This window comes from Enterobacter sp. 01-M-02-SI-ECC (assembly GCF_047530595.1).
GTDB classification, from domain to species: domain Bacteria; phylum Pseudomonadota; class Gammaproteobacteria; order Enterobacterales; family Enterobacteriaceae; genus Enterobacter; species Enterobacter cloacae_M.
The window spans coordinates 142856-162254 of record NZ_JBLKCZ010000007.1 but is presented as its reverse complement, the minus strand read 5'-3'; the positions used below and the strand labels follow the sequence as shown (position 1 = coordinate 162254).

Here is a 19399-nt window from a genome sequence, read left to right as displayed (position 1 = left end):
GGAGAGGGTAGGGTGGGGAAATGCATCATCTGGAATTGCTATGTCCGAAACCAAAAACGAATTAGAAACCCTGCTGGAGCAGGCGGCGACCGAGCCCGCCCACCGTCCGGCATTTTTCCGTACCCTGCTGGAATCCACCGTCTGGGTGCCGGGTACCGCCGCGGAAGGTGAGCAGGTCGTAGAAGACAGCGCGCTGGATCTGCTGCACTGGGAGAAAGATGACGGCACGTCGGTGATCCCGTTCTTCACCTCGCTGGAAGCGCTTCAGAAAGCGGTAGAAGATGAACAGGCGTTCGTGGTGATGCCGGTGCGTACTCTGTTTGAAATGACGCTCGGCCAGACGCTATTCCTCAACGCGAAGCTGCCGACCGGGAAAGAGTTTACGCCGCGTGAAATCAGCCACCTGATTGGCGAAGAGGGCAACCCGCTCAGCACGCAGGAAGTGCTGGAAGGGGGCGAAACGCTGCTGCTCTCTGAGGTGGCCGAGCCACCCGCGCAGATGATTGATTCCCTGACGACGCTGTTCAAAACGCTCAAGCCCGTCCGGCGCGCGTTTCTCTGCTCCATTAAAGAGCGTGCGGACGAGCAGCCGGTGCTGCTGATTGGTATTGAGGCGGACGGCGATATCGACGACATCATTCAGGCGGCGGGAAGCGTGGCGACCGACACGCTGCCGGGCGACGAGCCGATTGATATCTGCCAGGTGAAGAACGGTGAAAAGGGCATCAGCCACTTTATTACCGAGCACATCACCCCGTTCTACGAGCGTCGCTGGGGCGGCTTCCTGCGCGATCTCAAAACCAACCGCATCATCTGATTACGGCGGGGTGAATATCACCCCGTTGCTTCCAGCAGCAGTAAATCCATCAGCAGCACCAGATTCGACTCAAACGACGTCACCCCCGCGGCTTCGGCGGCGAAGTGTACCGCTTCGTCATAGAGGGCAAAATGCACGTCCGCCATCCCCGCCAGCGTATTGGCCGAGGCGCGGGTAAACGCGACAATAGTCATACCGACGTTTTTGGCAATCCGCGCTTTATCCAGCACCTGCTCCGTTTCGCCGCTGCGCGAGACGGCAATAAACACCTGATAGCGTGAGGCGTTGCTGAGGAAAATATTCCGGCTGTCTCCCGGCCCGGAGATAAACGCCGTTTTGCCCAGCACCTGCAGCTTCTTGGTCAGGTACTCCGCAAACAGATAGGAAAAACCGGCCCCGTAGAGAAAGAAGCTCTCTTTCTGGCGCAGCAGGTCGGCAAACTGCTGGCGCTTCTCCTGCGTGACCCACTGGAAGGTGTGCTGATAGTTGGCGATAAACTGATTAAACAGCACCGGGAGTTCTGGAAGGGAGGGCTCCTGGGCGGCAATATGCGGCGTGTCGGAGAGCAATTGCTTGCAGTGCCAGATAAACTCGCTAAAGCCGCTAAACCCCAGCTTCTGGCACAGCCGCATGATGGTGGCGGTGGAAACAAATGTCGCCTGCGCCAGCTCTCGCACCGTGATGTTGCCCACCAGCATCGGGTGCTCCGTGAGGTGGGCGAGGACGCGATACTCCGCGCGGGTCAGCGACGCACCGCGCGTTAACAGCGTGGCCAGGCGGTTATCCATTATTTCGCGGGTGCGACAGGAAGATCGTCCCGCGCACCCCATTCGCTCCAGGCGCCGTCGTAAAGCGTGACGTCGCGCGCGCCGAGCGTGGCGAGCGCCAGGATCACCACGCAGGCCGTTACGCCGGAGCCGCAGCTGGCAATAATCGGACGATGTAAATCAACGCCAGCACGGTCAAAAATAGCCCGCAGCTCGTCGGTGGTTTTCAGCTCGCCCTCAAACACCAGATCGCCCCACGGCACGTTCAGCGCCCCCAGAATATGTCCGCGCTTCAGCCCTGGACGCGGTTCATCCGCTTCGGCATTGAAGCGCGGAGCAGGACGGGCATCGACGATTTGCGCCGTTTTTTCATGGCTCACGACCAGCACGTCGGTCAGACGTTTTACCACGTGCGCGTCGAACGTGGCGTCGAATTCGCCTTCCGGCAGCGTCACGTCACCATGCTGGAGCGGCAGCTCGTCGCGCTTCCAGCCCGCCAGCCCGCCCGCCAGAATAGAGACTTTTTCCACACCGAAGTTTTTCAGCATCCACCACGCGCGCGGTGCGGAGAAGAGGTTACCTTCATCATAAACAACGAGGTGTTTGTCTTTGCTGACGCCCAGCTCGCGCATCGCCACAGAAAACGCTTCCGGGCGCGGCAGCATGTGCGGCAGGGGAGAGTTGCGATCGGAGAGGGCTTCGATATCAAAAAATACCGCGCCAGGCAGATGTCCGGCACGGTATTCCGCGACCATATCGCGAAGGTGTTCCTGCCCGGCCGGGGCCATACGCGCGTCAATAATCTGAACTTCCGGATCGTCACCGTGCTCAATCAGCCAGTCGGCGGCGACAAAATATGAGGTGGACATGGGTTGCCTCCATTCTTTTCCGTAAAAAAGGATTGTCGGTGTTTTTTCTGACACCGACAAGCAAACCACGTTCAACTCGCGAGCAAGCCCCTATTTTTTCACCGGTTCGCCGTCCTGCCAGGCTTTTTGCAGCGCTGGCCAGTAGTCGCGGTTGGCCTCGATCATCTCATCAAGAATCGCTTTCGCGTGTTCCATGGTCGGCACGGTGCGGTTGAGGGTAAACGCCTGCAGGGCTTTCTCATAGCTTCCTTCGATTGTCGCCTCAACCAGCAGCTGTTCAGAGGCGAGCTGCTGTTGCAAAAGGGTCCGATGGAACAGCGGCACCTGACCGACACGAATCGGTTCCGGGCCTTCGGAGGTGATATAAGCGGGCACTTCCACCACCGCATCGTAAGGCAGGTTGGTAATCGCCCCGCGGTTTTCCACCATCACCAGATGGCGGCTTCGCAGGTTAAAGGCCAGCGAGCAGGCGACATCGACGATAAACTCGCCGTGGACGCCCACGTGGAAGGCGTCCGGCAGGATCCCGGTGCGCTTGTATTCTTCGGCAGCGGCGAACAGCTTTTTCTCGCGCCCGTCCATGACTTCATTGGCGCGGGTATAGTCCGGGTTCTGATGCTCGACGATCTGGTTCGGCATCAGATAGTACTGCAGGTACGGGTTCGGCAGGTACTCCGGGAAGTTGTCCATGATCGGCTTAATGTTGCGCCAGGTTTTTACCCACGAAGGATCGGAATGCTGCGGATCGGTTTTGGCCGCATCTTCCGTCAGCAGGCCAAACTTCGCGACATGCTTACGCAGCTCGGGAAGCTTGTCTTCGCCGTCCACCAGCACGCGGGTAAACCAGCCGAAGTGGTTCAGGCCGAAGTAGTCCACCTCCAGCCTGCGGCGATCGACACCCAGAATCGCCCCCATATTGCGCATCGCGGCCACCGGCATATCGCAGATGTTCAGCACCCGTGCATTTGGCCGCAGGCGGCGCACGCCCTCTGCGACGATCGCCGCCGGATTGGAGTAGTTCACGATCCAGGCTTTTTCGTGCGCGTAGCGATCGACCAGATCGATAAGCTCCACCATTGGCAGGATCGTGCGCAGCCCGTACGCCAGGCCGCCGGGCCCGCACGTTTCCTGCCCGACCACGCCGTGGCGCAGCGGGATCTTCTCATCCTGCTCGCGCATCTTGTACTGGCCGACGCGCATCTGGGCGAAGACGAAATGCGCGCCGCTGAACGCCACTTCCGGGTCACTGGTAACGGTGAACTTGATGCTCTGACTGTGGTCGCGAATGACCTTTTCGACGACGGGCGCAATGGTGTTCTGGCGCGCCTCGTCGATGTCATAAAGGCGGATTTCGGCCAGCGGGAAATCCTGCAGGCGCACCATCAGGCTTTTCACAATGCCCGGCGTGTAGGTGCTACCTCCGCCGGCAATCGACAGAATGAATGGGGGTGTAAACATCTTTAGCTCCTTTCAGAGAAACGTCTCAACGGCTTCTCGCATTTTTTTGACGTGCAGCCCGTAGACCACCTGAACGTTGTTACCTTGTTTGATAATCCCTTTCGCGCCGGTCGCCTTGAGCCTCGGCTCGTCGATAATGGCGACGTCCTTCACCGTGACGCGTAAGCGGGTGTAGCAGTTGTCCACCACCTCAATGTTTTCCCTGCCGCCCAGACCCGTCACGATGGATTCGCCCAGCCCGTCGTTATTGCCCTTCGCCTGGTACTCCTGCTTGCTGTAGAGGCGCGTCTCCCGATCGTCATCCTCACGGCCCGGCGTTTTCATGTTGAAGCGCAGGATCAGGAAGCGGAACACCACGAAGTAGAGGGCAAACATGATCAGCCCGACCACGATGTACATCGGCCAGTTGGACTTCTCCGTGCCGAGCGGCAGGTTATAGAGGATAAAGTCGATAATCCCGTTGGCGCCGATGGCGTGAACGCCCAGCAGCGAGAACAGCATCATGCCGATGCCGGTCAGCACCGCGTGCACCACGAACAGCAGCGGGGCGACGAACAGGAAGGAGAACTCAATCGGCTCGGTTACGCCGACCAGCAGCGAGGTCAGCGCCGCCGGGATCAGAATGGCTTTCGCAATGGCTTTACGCTCCGGCTTTGCGGTCATATACATCGCCAGGGCTGCGGCAGGCAGGCCGAACATCTTGCTGATGCCGCGCGCGTCCCACACCACGGTGCTGCTGAGCTGCTTCACGTCCGGGCAGGCCATCTCGGCGAAATAGATATTGCGCGCGCCCTGATAGGTTGCGCCGCACACCTCCTGCGTGCCGCCCAGCTCGGTATAGAGGAACGGGGTATAAACCAGATGGTGCAGGCCGGTGGGGACCAGAATACGTTCCAGGAAACCGTAGATTGCCACGCCAAACGGCCCGGAGCCTTTGATGGCCAGCGCCAGGGTGCTAATGCCGTGCTGGGCAAACGGCCACAGTTCACTCATCACCACGCCGAGCAGCATGGAGACGGGAAGCATGACGATGGCGACAAAACAGTGGCCGGAGTAAATCGCCATCGCGCCGTTAAACTGTACGCCGGAGTATTTGTTGTACAGATATCCGGATAGCGCCCCGGTCAGGATCCCGGCAAAAACGCCCATCTCCAGCACCTGCACGCCCAGCACCATGGTCTGTCCGGCCGCTTTCATCTGGGCAACTGGCGCCAGCGCGCCCTGCAGCTGCAGCGTGACGTTCATGGCGTTGATGAACACGATAAAGGTGACCAGGCCAATCAGCGCGGCATAGCCTTTATCACGCGTCGCCAGACCAATCGGGATACCGACGGCAAACACCAGCGCCAGGTTAACCAGCACCGACACGGCAGATTTCGCGATAAGCTGACCAGTATGCTGAATCAGCGGATGGCCCAGAAACGGCAGGTATTCAGCGAGATTACCGTTACCCAGCACGTTACCAAAGGCGATAAACAGACCGACGATCGGTAAGATAAGTACCGGTCCGTACAATGATTTTCCGAAATTTTGTAGGGCGTTCACGGCTCGTTTCATGGCTTTCTCTCTTTTTGAACCGCGCACTCGGGGTGCGTCATGGTCATAAAACTAGCAGCCTTCAGGCGAGCTTAGCCAGCTATCTTCTTGTTTTAAAAACAAATGACTTGAAAGGTAACATGTGACGTTATGTGCTGTGATCGCGGTTCCATCACGGTGTAGCGACGTGATGCCATTCTGCGAGGCGCTTTCCAGATTTTAAAATTGACCTTTTTGAATTAATGAAACTTGCGGATAATACTTATCCGGACGACGACCAACAGGCTCCATGGGCCAGGGATAAAGGATGAAACCGTTTCGCTTAGCCGCGCTTTCTCTTGCGCTGCTTACCACGTTTACGCTTGTCGGCTGTGATAACAGCGACGATAAACCCCAGGCTGCGGCTCCCGCGGCATCCACCGCATCGACACCGAAAGCCGCGGAAAAGCCCAATGCTGACACGCTGGCTAAACTGGCTGCCCAGAGTCAGGGAAAAGCGCTGACGTTGCTGGATACCTCTGAAGTTCAGCTCGACGGTGCCGCCACGCTGGTGCTGACCTTTTCTGTTCCGCTAAATCCCGATCAGGATTTCGCCAAAACGGTGCATGTCGTGGATAAGAAAAGCGGCAAGGTTGACGGGGCGTGGGAACTTGCGCCTAACCTGAAAGAGCTTCGACTGCGCCATCTGGAACCTAACCGCAATCTGGTCGTCACCGTTGAACGTGACCTGCAGGCGCTGAACAAGGCGACGTTTGGCATTGATTATGAAAAAGCCCTGACCACCCGGGACATTGAACCCACCGTTGGTTTTGCCAGCCGCGGCTCGCTGCTGCCGGGTAAGGTGGTGGAAGGTCTGCCGGTGATGGCGCTCAACGTCAACAATGTCGATGTCAACTTTTACCGCGTGAAGCCGGAATCGCTGGCCTCCCTTGTCAGCCAGTGGGAGTACCGTAACTCGCTGACCAACTGGGAATCCGATAACCTGCTGAAGATGGCGGAGCTGGTTTACACCGGTCGATTCGATCTTAATCCGGCGCGCAATACGCGCGAAAAATTGCTGTTGCCCCTGAAGGATATTAAACCGCTCCAGCAGTCTGGCGTTTACATCGCGGTCATGAACCAGGCGGGGCACTACAACTACAGCAACGCCGCAACGCTCTTTACCTTAAGCGATATTGGTCTGTCCGCTCACCGTTACCATAACCGCCTGGATATTTTCACTCAGAGTCTGGAAAACGGTGCGGCGCAGTCCGGCGTGACCGTCACGCTGCTGAACGACAAAGGCCAGACTCTCGCTGAGGCGAAGAGCGATGCCGACGGTCATGCGAAGCTTGAAACGGACAAAGAAGCCGCGCTGATTCTGGCGAGCAAAGACGGCCAGACCACGCTGCTTGACCTCAAGCTTCCGGCGCTGGATCTGGCGGAGTTCGATATTGCCGGTAGCCCCGGCTACAGCAAGCAATTCTTCATGTTTGGCCCGCGCGATCTCTATCGTCCGGGTGAAACAGTGATCCTCAACGGCTTACTGCGCGACAGTGACGGTAAGCCGCTTCCCGATCAGCCCGTGAAGCTTGACGTGCTGCGCCCGGATGGACAGGTCGCGCGTACGATTGTCGTCAAGCCAGAGAATGGGCTCTATCGCTTTAACTATCCGCTGGACAGCGGGGCGCAGACCGGCATGTGGCATATCCGCGCCAACACGGGCGATAACCTGCAGCGCCTGTGGGACTTCCACGTCGAAGACTTCATGCCCGAGCGTATGGCGCTGAACCTGAGCGGACAAAAATCGCCGGTTTCACCGCAGGATAACGTGGACTTTAACGTGGTAGGCTATTACCTGTATGGCGCACCGGCCAACGGTAATTCCCTGCAGGGCCAGCTTTTCCTGCGTCCGCTGCGTGACGCGGTGGCTGCGCTGCCGGGCTTCCAGTTTGGCGATATCGCCGAGGAGAACCTGAGCCGCAGCCTGGATGAAGTTCAGCTTACGCTTGATGAGCAGGGGCGTGGACAGGTTTCTACCGAAAGCCAGTGGAAAGAGGTGCACTCTCCGCTGCAGCTGATCCTGCAGGCCAGCCTGCTGGAATCCGGCGGTCGTCCGGTGACGCGTCGCACCGAGCAGGCAATCTGGCCTGCGGCTGAGCTGCCGGGTATCCGCCCTCAGTTCGCCAGTAAAGCCGTTTACGACTACCGCACCGATACCACCGTCAACCAGCCGATTGTTGACGAGAACGGTAACGCCAGCTTCGACATTGTTTACGCCGATGCCAGCGGAGCGAAAAAGGCCGTTTCCGGGTTACAGGTTCGCCTGATTCGCGAGCGTCGGGACTACTTCTGGAACTGGTCAGAGAGCGAAGGCTGGCAGTCTCAGTTCGATCAGAAAGATCTGGTTGAAGGCGAGCAGGAGCTGACGCTCAAGGCCGACGAGACGGGTAAAGTCACCTTCCCGGTGGAGTGGGGCTCTTATCGTCTGGAGGTGAAAGCGCCTGATGAGATGGTCAGCAGCGTACGCTTCTGGGCGGGATACAGCTGGCAGGATAACAGCGACGGCACAGGGGCTGCACGCCCTGACCGCGTGACGCTGAAGCTGGATAAGCCAGCCTATCAGCCAGGCGATACCATTAACCTGCACATTGCAGCGCCGGCAGCAGGTAAGGGCTATGCGATGATTGAGTCCAGCGAAGGGCCGCTGTGGTGGAAAGAGATCGACGTACCGGCAAACGGGCTTGATCTCGCTATCCCGGTCGACAAAGCCTGGAAACGTCACGATCTTTACCTCAGCACGCTGGTGGTACGTCCGGGTGATAAATCCAAATCCGCCACGCCGAAACGCGCGGTCGGCCTGCTGCATCTGCCGATGGGCGACGAAAATCGCCGTCTGAACATTGCGCTCGATAACCCGCAGAAAATGCGTCCAAACCAGACGCTCTCAGTGAAGGTGAAAGCCAGCGTGAAAGAGGGGGCGGTGCCGCAGAAAGTGAATGTGCTTGTATCTGCGGTGGACAGCGGCGTGCTGAATATTACCGATTACGTTACGCCCGATCCGTGGCAGGCTTTCTTCGGCCAGAAGCGCTATGGCGCGGACATTTACGATATCTATGGCCAGGTCATCGAAGGGCAGGGCCGCCTGGCCGCGCTGCGCTTTGGTGGTGACGGTGATGAGCTTAAGCGCGGCGGTAAGCCGCCGGTGAACCACGTCACCATTATTGCCCAGCAGGCACAGCCGGTCACGCTGGATGCCAACGGAGAAGGCACGGTTGCGCTGCCGATAGGAGACTTCAACGGTGAGCTGCGTCTGATGGCGCAGGCCTGGACGGAGGACGATTTCGGCAGCAGTGAAAGCAAGGTTGTGGTGGCCGCGCCGGTCATTGCCGAGCTTAATACGCCGCGCTTCCTGGCAAGCGGGGATACCTCGCGGCTGACGCTGGATATCACTAACCTCACCGACCAGCCGCAAACGCTGAACGTCGCCCTGACCGCGACAGGAAAACTGTCGCTGGAAGGGGGGCAGCCGCAGCCGATTCAGCTGTCTCCTGGCGCACGCAACACCCTGTTTATTCCGGTGCGTGCGCTGGACGGTTATGGTGACGGTGAAGTGATCGCTCAGGTGACCGGCCTGCAGCTCCCGGGTGAGACCTTCGCCCCGCAGCAGAAGAGCTGGAAAATCGGCGTGCGTCCGGCATTCCCGGCGCAGACGGTGAATACCGGTGCCATGCTGAATACCGGCGAGTCCTGGACCGCACCGGCGCAGCATAGTAACGGTTTCTCTCCTGCTACCCTGCAGGGACAGCTGCTGCTGAGCGGCAAACCACCGCTTAACCTGGCGCGCTATATTCGCGAATTGCAGGCGTATCCGTATGGCTGCCTGGAACAGACCACCAGCGGTCTGTTCCCGTCGCTCTACACCAACGCGGCGCAGCTGACTGCACTTGGCATCAAAGGCGACACCGATGATAAGCGCCGTGCGGCGATTGATATTGGCATCTCCCGTCTGCTGCAGATGCAGCGTGAGGACGGTGGTTTTGCGCTATGGGATAAAAACGGCCCGGAAGAGTACTGGCTGACGGCCTACGTGACCGACTTCCTGGTGCGCGCGGGCGAGCAGGGTTACAGCGTACCTGCCGATGCGGTGAATAACGCCAATAACCGCCTGCTGCGCTACCTGCAGGATCCGGGAATGATGTCCATTCGCTACAGCGATGATACTCAGGCCAGCAAGTTCGCCGTGCAGGCCTATGCCGCGCTGGTGCTGGCACGTCAGCAAAAAGCGCCGCTGGGCGCGCTGCGTGAAATCTGGGATCGCCACGAGCAGGCGGCTTCCGGGTTGCCGCTGATGCAGCTGGGCATGGCGCTCAAGCTGATGGGCGATGCACCGCGCAGCCAGCAGGCGCTGGACCTGGCACTCAAAACGCCGCGTAACGACAGCAAAACCTGGATGGCCGATTACGGCAGCCAGCTTCGCGATAACGCTCTGATGCTCTCCCTGCTGGAGGAGTACAAGCTGCTGCCGGATGCGCAGAATACGCTGCTGAATGCTCTGTCTGAACAGGCCTTCAGCCAGCGCTGGCTGTCAACGCAGGAGAGCAATGCGCTGTTCCTGGCCGGACGTTCGCTGCAAACCTTGTCCGGTACATGGCAGGCGAAAACCTCTCTGTCTGAGACCGCATCTGGCGGCGATAAGTCACTGGTACAAAACGTGAGCGGCGACCAGCTTGGCGCGCTGCAGGTGACCAATACTGGCACGACTCCGCTGTGGGTGCGTCTGGACAGCACCGGCTATCCGGAATACGCGCCTCAGCCGAGCGCGAACGTGCTGCAGGTTGAACGTCATATCCTGGCAACCGACGGCAGCACTAAATCACTCTCTTCCCTGAAGAGCGGTGAGCTGGTGCTGGTGTGGCTGGAAGTTAAAGCCAGCCAGAACGTGCCGGATGCGCTGGTGGTGGATCTCCTCCCTGCGGGTCTGGAGCTGGAAAACCAGAACCTGGCAAGCAGCAGCGCCAGCCTGCAGGACAGCGGTAGCGAAGTACAGAACCTGCTCAGCCAGATGCAGCAGGCGGACATTCAGCATATGGAATTCCGCGACGACCGCTTTGTGGCCGCCGTGCCGGTAAATGAAGGTCAGCCAGTCACGCTGGTCTATCTGGCGCGCGCCGTGACGCCGGGAACCTATCAGGTGCCGGTCCCGATGGTGGAGTCTATGTACGTTCCGCAGTGGCGGGCAACGGGGGCGGCCAGCGGCCCGCTGATTGTTGTTCCGTAATATGCGAATGGCACGTCTTACACGCTCCCGCTGGCTATGGCTGGCGGGAGCGCTTCTCGTTTTATGGGGGCTGATTGTCGCCGCCGACCGCCTGTGGCCGTTGCCTCTGAAAGAGGTTAACCCCGCCCGGGTGGTGGTGGATGAGAAGGGCACGCCGCTCTGGCGTTTTGCCGATAGCGACGGTATCTGGCGCTACCCGGTTACCCTTGAAGAGGTCTCTCCCCGCTACCTTGAGGCGCTGATCCAGTATGAAGATCGCTGGTTCTGGGATCACCCTGGCGTAAACCCGCTTTCTGTCCTGCGCGCTGCCTGGCAGGATCTCAGTTCTGGCAAAGTCGTCTCTGGCGGAAGCACGCTCACAATGCAGGTGGCACGCCTGCTGGACCCACATCCGCGCACCTTTGGCGGCAAAGTTCGTCAGCTCTGGCGGGCGATGCAGCTGGAGTGGCATCTTTCCAAGCGAGACATTCTCACCCTCTATCTCAACCGCGCTCCGTTTGGCGGCACGCTGCAGGGCGTCGGAGCGGCAAGCTGGACCTATCTTGGCAAACCGCCGTCGCAGCTCAGCTATTCCGAAGCGGCGCTGCTGGCGGTACTGCCGCAGGCACCCAGCCGCTTGCGTCCGGACCGCTGGCCTGAACGGGCCGAGGCGGCGCGCAACAAAGTGCTAGACCGCATGGTCACGCAGGGCGTCTGGTCCGCGAAGCAGGTCAAAGAATCATGGGAGGAATCGGTATGGCTGGCGCCCCGGCAGATGCCGCAGCTGGCGCCGCTCTTTGCACGCATGATGCTAGGCAAAAGCCGCGACACTAAAATTGTCACCACGCTGGATGCCGGGCTACAGCGGCAGCTGGAAGAGCTGGCGATGAACTGGAAATCTCGCCTGCCGGCACGTAGCTCGCTGGCGATGATCGTCGTGGATCATACGGATATGAAAGTGCGCGGCTGGGTCGGCTCGGTGGATATTAACGATGACACGCGTTTCAGCCACGTGGATATGGTCAATGCGATCCGATCCCCGGGATCGGTGTTAAAGCCCTTTATTTACGGTATGGCGCTGGACGATGGCCTGATCCATCCCGCCTCGCTGCTCCAGGACGTTCCCAGAAAAACCGGTGATTATCGCCCCGGGAATTTTGACAGTGGGTTCCACGGACCGGTCAGCATGAGTGAAGCGCTGGTGCGCTCCCTCAACCTGCCCGCGGTACAGGTACTGGAAGCCTACGGGCCAAAACGTTTTGCCGGGATGCTGAGCAACGCGGGATTGCCGCTGATCCTGCCCGCGGGGGCGCAGCCGAATCTGTCCCTGATCCTCGGCGGGGCAGGCGCCCGGCTGGCGGATATCACAGCGGCCTACAGCGCCTTTGCCCGACACGGTAAGGCGGGAAGGCTGCGTTTACGGCCGGGCGATCCGCTCATTGACCGTCCGCTGCTTTCGCAAGGCTCGGCGTGGATTATTCGCCGTATTCTGGCGAACGAGGCGCAGCCGCTGCCGGATAATGCGCTACCGCAAATCGCGCCGCTGGCGTGGAAAACCGGCACCAGCTACGGCTACCGTGATGCCTGGGCGATTGGTCTGAATGCCCATTACGTAATAGGCATCTGGACAGGACGACCGGACGGCACGCCCGTAGCGGGGCAGTTTGGTTTCGCCAGCGCGGTTCCACTCTTAAATCAGGTAAATAACCTGCTTCAGTCACGCTCATCGGTAGACGAGGCCCGCCTGCCGCGCGACCCGCGTCCGGAGAACGTCGGGCGGGGCGTGATCTGCTGGCCGGGCGGCCAGTCGCTGCCGGAAGGGAGTGAAAACTGTCGGCGTCGCCTGTCGACCTGGCTGCTGGAAGGGAGTGAACCGCCCACGCTGCTATTGCCCGAACAGGAAGGGATACGCGGCATTCGTTTCCCGGTCTGGCTGGATAAAACGGGTAAACGCGTGGCGGCAGATTGCCCTGATGCAACTGAAAAAGTCCTTGATGTCTGGCCGCTGCCGCTGGAGCCTTGGCTGCCGGCGACCGAACGTCGCGCGGTACGGGTCCCTCCTTCATCAGCCACCTGTCCTCCGCTGTCGCAGGACGCACCTGCGCCACTCATCCTGACAGGCGTGCGCGAAGGGGCCGTCATCAAACGTCTTCCAGGGGAATCCCGCGTTTCGCTGCCGCTTCAGGCGACCGGTAATAGCGGTGAGCGTTGGTGGTTTTTGAACGGTGAACCGCTGAATGTGAAGGGAAGAGTTTACACATTACTGCTTGATAAATCGGGCGATTATCAGTTACTCGTTATGGATGAGACCGGGCAGGTCGCGACGGTGAATTTTACGCTGCAGTGATTTGAAAACAGCTTTCAGATGTGAGCTGTTGCTAAAACTCGTCTTATTTTAAAAAAATGTTACCTGAATCCATAGGCAATGGCGCTATTGCTCATTATAATCCGCGCCACACCATACTCAGGTATGCAAAACAACAGAACATTGACAGAGGTTATCATGGCTATTGAACGTACTTTTTCCATCATCAAACCAAACGCGGTGGCAAAAAACGTTATTGGCAGCATCTTCGCTCGCTTTGAATCAGCAGGGTTCAAAATTGTTGGCACTAAAATGCTGCACCTGACCGTTGAGCAGGCTCGCGGTTTCTACGCTGAGCACGAAGGTCGCCCATTCTTTGACGGCCTGGTTGAGTTCATGACCTCCGGTCCAATCGTGGTATCCGTGCTGGAAGGCGAAAACGCAGTACAGCGTCACCGTGACCTGCTGGGCGCAACCAACCCGGACAACGCGCTGGCAGGTACTCTGCGCGCTGACTACGCAGACAGCTTCACCGAGAACGGTACCCACGGTTCTGACTCTGTTGAATCTGCTGCACGCGAAATCGCTTTCTTCTTCGCAGAAGGCGAAGTGTGTCCACGCACCCGTTAATTTAACGGTTTCGTTTACACATTATTTTCGTAAATGCCGCGTCCAGACGTGGCATCCCTGCGCCAGACTTTGTACAATGCAACGCCCCGGACGAGCAGACTGCTTTCCGGGGCGTTTCTATTCAACCCTCCATGGGCCATAACGTGTAACAACGAGGCCGGAAAATATTATGTCTGAATTAGTGAATACCTCCGAAGTCGCCATTCCTGCGGTTCCCAATAAAAATGGAAAAATCAACCTGCTGGATCTGAACCGTCAGCAGATGCGCGAGTTCTTTAAAGAGATGGGCGAAAAGCCGTTTCGTGCCGATCAGGTCATGAAGTGGATGTACCATTACTGCAGCGACAATTTTGATGACATGACTGACATCAACAAGGTCCTGCGCAACAAGCTTAAGGAAGTGGCTGAAATCCGCGCACCGGAAGTGGTGGAAGAGCAGCGCTCGGCGGATGGCACCATCAAATGGGCGATTGCGGTAGGCGATCAGCGCGTTGAGACCGTCTACATCCCGGAAGAAGACCGCGCCACGCTGTGTGTCTCCTCTCAGGTTGGCTGTGCGCTGGAGTGCAAATTCTGCTCTACCGCGCAGCAAGGCTTTAACCGTAACCTGCGCGTGTCAGAAATTATCGGCCAGGTCTGGCGTGCCGCGAAAATCGTCGGTGCGGCAAAAGTAACCGGTACGCGTCCTATCACCAACGTGGTGATGATGGGGATGGGTGAGCCGTTGCTGAACCTGACCAACGTCGTTCCGGCGATGGAAATCATGCTGGATGACTTCGGTTTTGGTCTGTCCAAGCGTCGCGTCACGCTGTCTACCTCTGGCGTTGTGCCTGCGCTGGACAAGCTGGGCGACATGATTGACGTTGCCCTGGCGATCTCCCTGCATGCACCAAACGACGAAATTCGTGACGAAATTGTGCCGATCAACAAAAAGTACAATATCGAAACCTTCCTCGCTGCGGTGCGTCGCTATCTGGAGAAATCCAACGCCAACCAGGGCCGCGTTACCATCGAGTACGTGATGCTTGACCACGTCAACGACGGTACCGAACATGCGCATCAGCTGGCTGAACTGCTGAAAGATACGCCATGCAAAATCAACCTGATCCCATGGAACCCGTTCCCGGGCGCGCCGTATGGCCGAAGCTCAAACAGCCGTATCGACCGTTTCTCCAAGGTGCTGATGGAGTATGGTTTCACCACCATCGTGCGTAAAACCCGTGGTGATGACATTGATGCAGCATGCGGACAGCTAGCAGGTGACGTTATTGACCGTACCAAACGTACCCTGCGTAAACGCATGCAGGGCGAGACGATCGCGGTTAAAGCTGTTTGATTATTATGCACTCACGGCGCATTATCTGCGCCGTGAAGCATACTCTTACTGAATAATCAGTCAGATTCGTGATGACTGAACAATAATTACGGTGCGTTTCATCCGACTTTCGGGCAGTATGTAACGACGTAACAACAGTTTAGCCGTACGGGCAGGGCTGTACTGTCATCTCCGGGCTGACAGTCTTATACTCTCTGTTCAAGGTTAACTGACCAGAAGTTTCGCGGTGCGGGTGGCATTGTGACTCACCGGCACCTGAACCCTTATTTTTCACGTACCAGTAGTTGTAGCGAATGAATACTGAAGCCACTCACGACCAACATGAAGCACTCTCCACTGGCGTTCGTCTTCGCAACGCCCGTGAACAACTCGGACTCAGCCAGCAAGCCGTTGCGGAACGCTTGTGCCTGAAGGTTTCCACGGTTCGCGATATTGAAGAAGATAAGGCACCTGCCGATCTGGCTTCAACGTTCTTGCGCGGTTATATCCGCTCTTACGCAAAACTGGTGCATATCCCCGAAAACGAATTACTGCCAATGATGGAGAAGCAGGCACCGGTCCGTGCAGCAAAAGTTGCGCCGATGCAGACTTTCTCCCTGGGGAAACGTCGTAAAAAACGCGATGGCTGGCTGATGAGCTTTACCTGGCTGGTGCTGTTTGTGGTGATCGGTCTGACCGGCGCATGGTGGTGGCAAAACCACAAGGCCCAGCAGGAAGAGATCACCACCATGGCCGATCAATCCTCCGCCGAACTCAACCAGGCCGGAAGTGAGAATGCCCAGAACGTGCCGCTGAATACCGACGGCGCAGCTTCCTCAAGCGAGCCACAGACCGCAGCGCCAGACGCGTCGGCGACCGATGCTGTACAGGCTCCGGCAGCAACGGCTAACACCGCTGCACCGCAGGCTCAGGATCAAAACGCGGTTGTTGCCCCTTCTCAGGCTAATGTTGATACTGCGGCGAACGCGCCTGCGGCTGCTCAGCCTGCGGACAATAGCGCAGCGACTCTGCCAACCAGCCCGGCGGGTACGGCGACAGCAGCCGATCCCAACGCGCTGGTGATGAACTTCAGCGCCGACTGCTGGCTGGAAGTGACTGACGCGACAGGTAAAAAACTGTTCAGCGGCCTGCAGCGTAAAGATGGCACGTTAAACCTAACCGGCCAGGCTCCCTATAAACTTAAAATCGGCGCTCCGGCAGCGGTACAGATCCAGTATCAAGGAAAACCTGTCGACCTGAGCCGCTTTATCAGAACTAACCAGGTTGCACGTCTTACCGTTAATGCCGAACAATCAGCAGCACAGTAACAGACGGGCAACGCGGGAGATTTTTCATGCATAACCAGGCTCCGATTCAACGTAGAAAATCGAAACGGATTTACGTTGGGAATGTGCCAATCGGCGATGGGGCACCTATCGCCGTTCAGTCGATGACCAACACGCGCACTACCGATGTAGAAGCGACGGTCAATCAAATCAAAGCATTAGAACGTGTAGGCGCGGACATTGTTCGCGTCTCCGTCCCGACCATGGATGCCGCTGAGGCGTTCAAACTGATCAAACAGCAGGTCAGCGTTCCGCTGGTGGCTGATATTCACTTCGACTACCGCATCGCGCTGAAAGTGGCCGAATACGGCGTCGATTGCCTGCGCATTAACCCGGGCAACATCGGTAACGAAGAGCGTATCCGCATGGTCGTGGACTGCGCCCGCGATAAAAATATTCCTATCCGTATCGGCGTTAACGCCGGTTCCCTGGAAAAAGACCTGCAGGAAAAATACGGCGAGCCGACGCCACAGGCGCTGCTCGAATCCGCGATGCGTCATGTCGATCATCTCGATCGTCTTAACTTCGATCAGTTCAAAGTCAGCGTAAAAGCGTCCGACGTGTTCCTGGCGGTAGAGTCTTATCGTCTGCTGGCAAAACAGATCGACCAGCCTCTGCACCTCGGGATCACCGAAGCGGGCGGCCTGCGCAGCGGCTCTGTAAAATCTGCGATCGGTCTGGGGCTGCTGCTCTCCGAAGGGATCGGTGACACCCTGCGCGTCTCGCTGGCGGCCGATCCGGTCGAAGAGATCAAAGTCGGTTTCGATATCCTGAAGTCACTGCGCATTCGCGCGCGTGGGATCAACTTCATTGCCTGCCCAACCTGCTCACGTCAGGAGTTTGATGTGATCGGGACGGTGAATGCCCTGGAGCAGCGTCTGGAAGACATTATCACCCCGATGGACGTCTCCATCATCGGCTGCGTGGTAAACGGTCCGGGTGAAGCGCTGGTGTCAACCCTGGGCGTGACCGGCGGTAACAAGAAAAGTGGTCTCTATGAAGATGGCGTTCGTAAAGATCGTCTGGATAATAGCGACATGATCGACCAGCTTGAAGCCCGCATCCGCGCCAAAGCCGCCATGATGGACGAAACACAGCGTATCAGCGTTCAGCAGGTTGAAAAATAACGTGATGGGAAGCGTGCCGCTTCCCATGTATGATTGAACCCATTCTTTGGGTTTTTTTTGTATATAGAAAGAGAATAAACGTGGCAAAAAACATTCAAGCCATCCGCGGCATGAACGATTATCTGCCTGGCGAAACCGCCATCTGGCAGCGCATTGAAGGCACACTGAAGCAGGTGCTCGGCAGCTACGGTTACAGCGAAATCCGTTTGCCGATTGTAGAGCAGACCCCGTTATTCAAACGCGCGATCGGTGAAGTCACCGACGTGGTTGAAAAAGAGATGTACACCTTTGAGGACCGCAACGGCGACAGCCTGACCCTGCGTCCGGAAGGTACGGCGGGCTGCGTACGCGCCGGCATCGAACATGGTCTTCTGTACAATCAGGAGCAGCGCCTGTGGTATATCGGCCCGATGTTCCGCCACGAACGTCCTCAGAAAGGTCGTTATCGTCAGTTCAATCAGCTGGGTGTGGAAGTCTTTGGCCTGCAGGGTCCGGACATTGACGCCGAACTGATTATGCTGACCGCCCGCTGGTGGCGCGCGCTCGGTATCGCCGATCACGTTTCCCTTGAGCTGAACTCTATCGGTTCTCTGGAAGCTCGCGCTAACTACCGCGATGCGCTGGTAGCGTTCCTGGAACAGCATAAAGAGAAGCTGGACGAAGACTGCAAACGTCGCATGTACAGCAACCCGCTGCGCGTTCTGGATTCCAAAAACGCGGATGTTCAGGCACTGCTGAACGATGCGCCTGCTCTGGGTGACTACCTGGATGTAGAATCTCGCGAACACTTCGCGGGCCTGTGCAAGCTGCTTGAAGCGGCAGGCATCGCCTATACCGTGAATCAGCGCCTGGTGCGCGGTCTGGACTACTACAACCGCACCGTGTTTGAGTGGGTGACCACCAGCCTCGGTTCTCAGGGTACCGTATGTGCGGGCGGCCGTTATGACGGTCTGGTTGAGCAACTTGGCGGTCGCGCAGCCCCTGCTGTTGGCTTCGCAATGGGCCTTGAGCGACTTGTTTTGCTGGTTCAGGCAGTTAATCCGGAATTTAAAGCAGATTCCGTTGTCGATATATACCTGGTGGCTTCAGGCGCGGAAACGCAGTCTGCGGCGATGCAGCTTGCCGAACGCGTGCGCGATGCGCTGCCGGACGTTAAGCTGATGACCAACCATGGCGGCGGCAACTTCAAAAAACAGTTTGCTCGTGCCGATAAGTGGGGCGCAAGTATTGCACTGGTGCTGGGCGAGTCCGAAGTGGCTAACGGTGAAGTGGTGGTGAAAGACCTGCGCTCTGGTGAGCAGACAACGGTAACGCAGGACGGCGTTGCGGCGCACTTGCGCACTCTATTGGGCTAAGGAGAAGGACTGCGTGGAAATTTACGAGAACGAACACGATCAGGTCGACGCGATTAAGCGCTTCTTTGTTGAAAACGGCAAAGCGCTGGTTGTTGGGGTTATTTTAGGTATCGGTGCGCTGGTGGGCTGGCGTTACTGGAACAATCATCAGGCAGATTCCGCGCGTGGCGCGTCCCTGTCCTATGAAAATACCGTGAGCGCAATTCGTGCCGATCAGCCGCAAACGCTGGCTGCGGCAGAAAAATTTGCGGCTGACAACAAAAACACCTACGGTGCACTGGCTGCGCTGGAAGTGGCTCAGCAGTACGTTGATAAGAACGAACTGGATAAAGCCGCTGCACAGCTCTCGCAGAGCCTTGCTGCGGCCAGCGATGAGAACCTGAAAGCGGTGATCAATCTGCGCCTGGCACGTATTCAGGTTCAGCAGAAAAAAGCTGACGATGCGCTGAAAACGCTCGATACCATCAAAGGCGAAGGTTTTGCTGCCATCGTTGCCGATCTGCGCGGTGAAGCACTGCTGAGCAAAGGTGACAAAGCTGGCGCGCGTAAAGCGTGGCAAGCTGGCGTAGAGAGCAATGCTTCACCTGCGCTGAGCGAAATGATGCAGATGAAAATAAATAATTTGTCCGTCTGAG

At 57.9% G+C, this 19399-nt stretch carries 13 protein-coding genes; 9 read left to right on the top strand and 4 right to left on the bottom strand.

Annotated features, from left to right (window positions below):
* Positions 1-40: 40 nt before the first annotated feature.
* Positions 41-817, top strand: a complete 777-nt coding sequence (gene sseB, locus ACMWLG_RS12135; protein WP_045399624.1) for an enhanced serine sensitivity protein SseB — start codon at positions 41-43, stop codon at positions 815-817.
* A gap of 17 nt (positions 818-834) precedes the next feature.
* Here sseB and ACMWLG_RS12130 read toward each other — a convergent pair whose 3' ends face one another.
* The 4 genes from ACMWLG_RS12130 to ACMWLG_RS12115 all read right to left on the bottom strand — a co-directional run bounded on the left by ACMWLG_RS12130 (position 835) and on the right by ACMWLG_RS12115 (position 5468).
* A complete protein-coding gene (locus ACMWLG_RS12130) occupies positions 835-1605 on the bottom strand; it encodes a MurR/RpiR family transcriptional regulator (RefSeq protein WP_414762988.1) in 771 nt (256 codons plus the stop codon).
* A complete protein-coding gene (sseA, locus tag ACMWLG_RS12125; protein WP_045399631.1) occupies positions 1605-2453 on the bottom strand; it encodes a 3-mercaptopyruvate sulfurtransferase in 849 nt (282 codons plus the stop codon). Before sseA ends, ACMWLG_RS12130 begins: the two co-directional genes overlap by 1 nt.
* A 90-nt stretch (positions 2454-2543) precedes the next feature.
* The gene (locus tag ACMWLG_RS12120; RefSeq protein WP_045399634.1) at positions 2544-3911 is read right to left on the bottom strand and encodes a 6-phospho-alpha-glucosidase; all 1368 of its coding nucleotides are present in this window, start codon (positions 3909-3911) and stop codon (positions 2544-2546) included.
* 12 nt (positions 3912-3923) lie between these two features.
* Positions 3924-5468: a PTS transporter subunit EIIC gene (locus ACMWLG_RS12115; protein WP_045399637.1), complete on the bottom strand. Its 1545-nt coding sequence runs from the start codon at positions 5466-5468 to the stop codon at positions 3924-3926.
* A gap of 286 nt (positions 5469-5754) precedes the next feature.
* On the opposite strand from ACMWLG_RS12115, the gene ACMWLG_RS12110 reads away from it, so the two are divergent.
* The 8 genes from ACMWLG_RS12110 (at position 5755) to ACMWLG_RS12075 (ending at position 19398) form a co-directional block, all read left to right on the top strand.
* Positions 5755-10707 (top strand): alpha-2-macroglobulin family protein, encoded by a 4953-nt coding sequence (locus tag ACMWLG_RS12110; RefSeq protein ID WP_045620571.1) that lies wholly within the window; start codon positions 5755-5757, stop codon positions 10705-10707.
* Between the two features lies 1 nt (position 10708).
* The gene (gene pbpC, locus ACMWLG_RS12105) at positions 10709-13033 is read left to right on the top strand and encodes a peptidoglycan glycosyltransferase PbpC (protein WP_045620572.1); all 2325 of its coding nucleotides are present in this window, start codon (positions 10709-10711) and stop codon (positions 13031-13033) included.
* Positions 13034-13189: 156 nt separating this feature from the next.
* Positions 13190-13621: a nucleoside-diphosphate kinase gene (gene ndk / locus ACMWLG_RS12100; RefSeq protein ID WP_003860625.1), complete on the top strand. Its 432-nt coding sequence runs from the start codon at positions 13190-13192 to the stop codon at positions 13619-13621.
* A 169-nt stretch (positions 13622-13790) separates the two neighbouring features.
* Entirely contained in the window at positions 13791-14957 is a 1167-nt protein-coding gene (locus ACMWLG_RS12095) for a bifunctional tRNA (adenosine(37)-C2)-methyltransferase TrmG/ribosomal RNA large subunit methyltransferase RlmN (RefSeq protein ID WP_014171168.1), read from the top strand.
* Between the two features lie 293 nt (positions 14958-15250).
* Positions 15251-16264, top strand: a complete 1014-nt coding sequence (gene rodZ / locus ACMWLG_RS12090) for a cytoskeleton protein RodZ (protein ID WP_023308815.1) — start codon at positions 15251-15253, stop codon at positions 16262-16264.
* A gap of 26 nt (positions 16265-16290) precedes the next feature.
* On the top strand, positions 16291-17409 hold the full coding sequence (ispG, locus tag ACMWLG_RS12085) for a flavodoxin-dependent (E)-4-hydroxy-3-methylbut-2-enyl-diphosphate synthase (RefSeq protein WP_023308814.1): 1119 nt from the start codon (positions 16291-16293) through the stop codon (positions 17407-17409).
* An 80-nt stretch (positions 17410-17489) separates the two neighbouring features.
* Complete coding sequence (hisS, locus tag ACMWLG_RS12080) at positions 17490-18764, top strand: histidine--tRNA ligase (RefSeq protein WP_045399646.1); 1275 nt, start codon at positions 17490-17492, stop codon at positions 18762-18764.
* 13 nt (positions 18765-18777) lie between these two features.
* Complete coding sequence (locus tag ACMWLG_RS12075) at positions 18778-19398, top strand: YfgM family protein (RefSeq protein ID WP_023308812.1); 621 nt, start codon at positions 18778-18780, stop codon at positions 19396-19398.
* Position 19399: the final 1 nt, after the last annotated feature.

What these genes read in the sequence shown, in the direction of transcription:
- sseB (WP_045399624.1), top strand. Translation starts at nt 41, where the DNA reads ATGTCCGAAACCAAAAACGAATTAGAAACCCTGCTGGAGCAGGCGGCG.
- ACMWLG_RS12130 (WP_414762988.1), bottom strand. Translation starts at nt 1,605, where the DNA reads ATGGATAACCGCCTGGCCACGCTGTTAACGCGCGGTGCGTCGCTGACC.
- sseA (WP_045399631.1), bottom strand. Translation starts at nt 2,453, where the DNA reads ATGTCCACCTCATATTTTGTCGCCGCCGACTGGCTGATTGAGCACGGT.
- ACMWLG_RS12120 (WP_045399634.1), bottom strand. Translation starts at nt 3,911, where the DNA reads ATGTTTACACCCCCATTCATTCTGTCGATTGCCGGCGGAGGTAGCACC.
- ACMWLG_RS12115 (WP_045399637.1), bottom strand. Translation starts at nt 5,468, where the DNA reads ATGAAACGAGCCGTGAACGCCCTACAAAATTTCGGAAAATCATTGTAC.
- ACMWLG_RS12110 (WP_045620571.1), top strand. Translation starts at nt 5,755, where the DNA reads ATGAAACCGTTTCGCTTAGCCGCGCTTTCTCTTGCGCTGCTTACCACG.
- pbpC (WP_045620572.1), top strand. Translation starts at nt 10,709, where the DNA reads ATGCGAATGGCACGTCTTACACGCTCCCGCTGGCTATGGCTGGCGGGA.
- ndk (WP_003860625.1), top strand. Translation starts at nt 13,190, where the DNA reads ATGGCTATTGAACGTACTTTTTCCATCATCAAACCAAACGCGGTGGCA.
- ACMWLG_RS12095 (WP_014171168.1), top strand. Translation starts at nt 13,791, where the DNA reads ATGTCTGAATTAGTGAATACCTCCGAAGTCGCCATTCCTGCGGTTCCC.
- rodZ (WP_023308815.1), top strand. Translation starts at nt 15,251, where the DNA reads ATGAATACTGAAGCCACTCACGACCAACATGAAGCACTCTCCACTGGC.
- ispG (WP_023308814.1), top strand. Translation starts at nt 16,291, where the DNA reads ATGCATAACCAGGCTCCGATTCAACGTAGAAAATCGAAACGGATTTAC.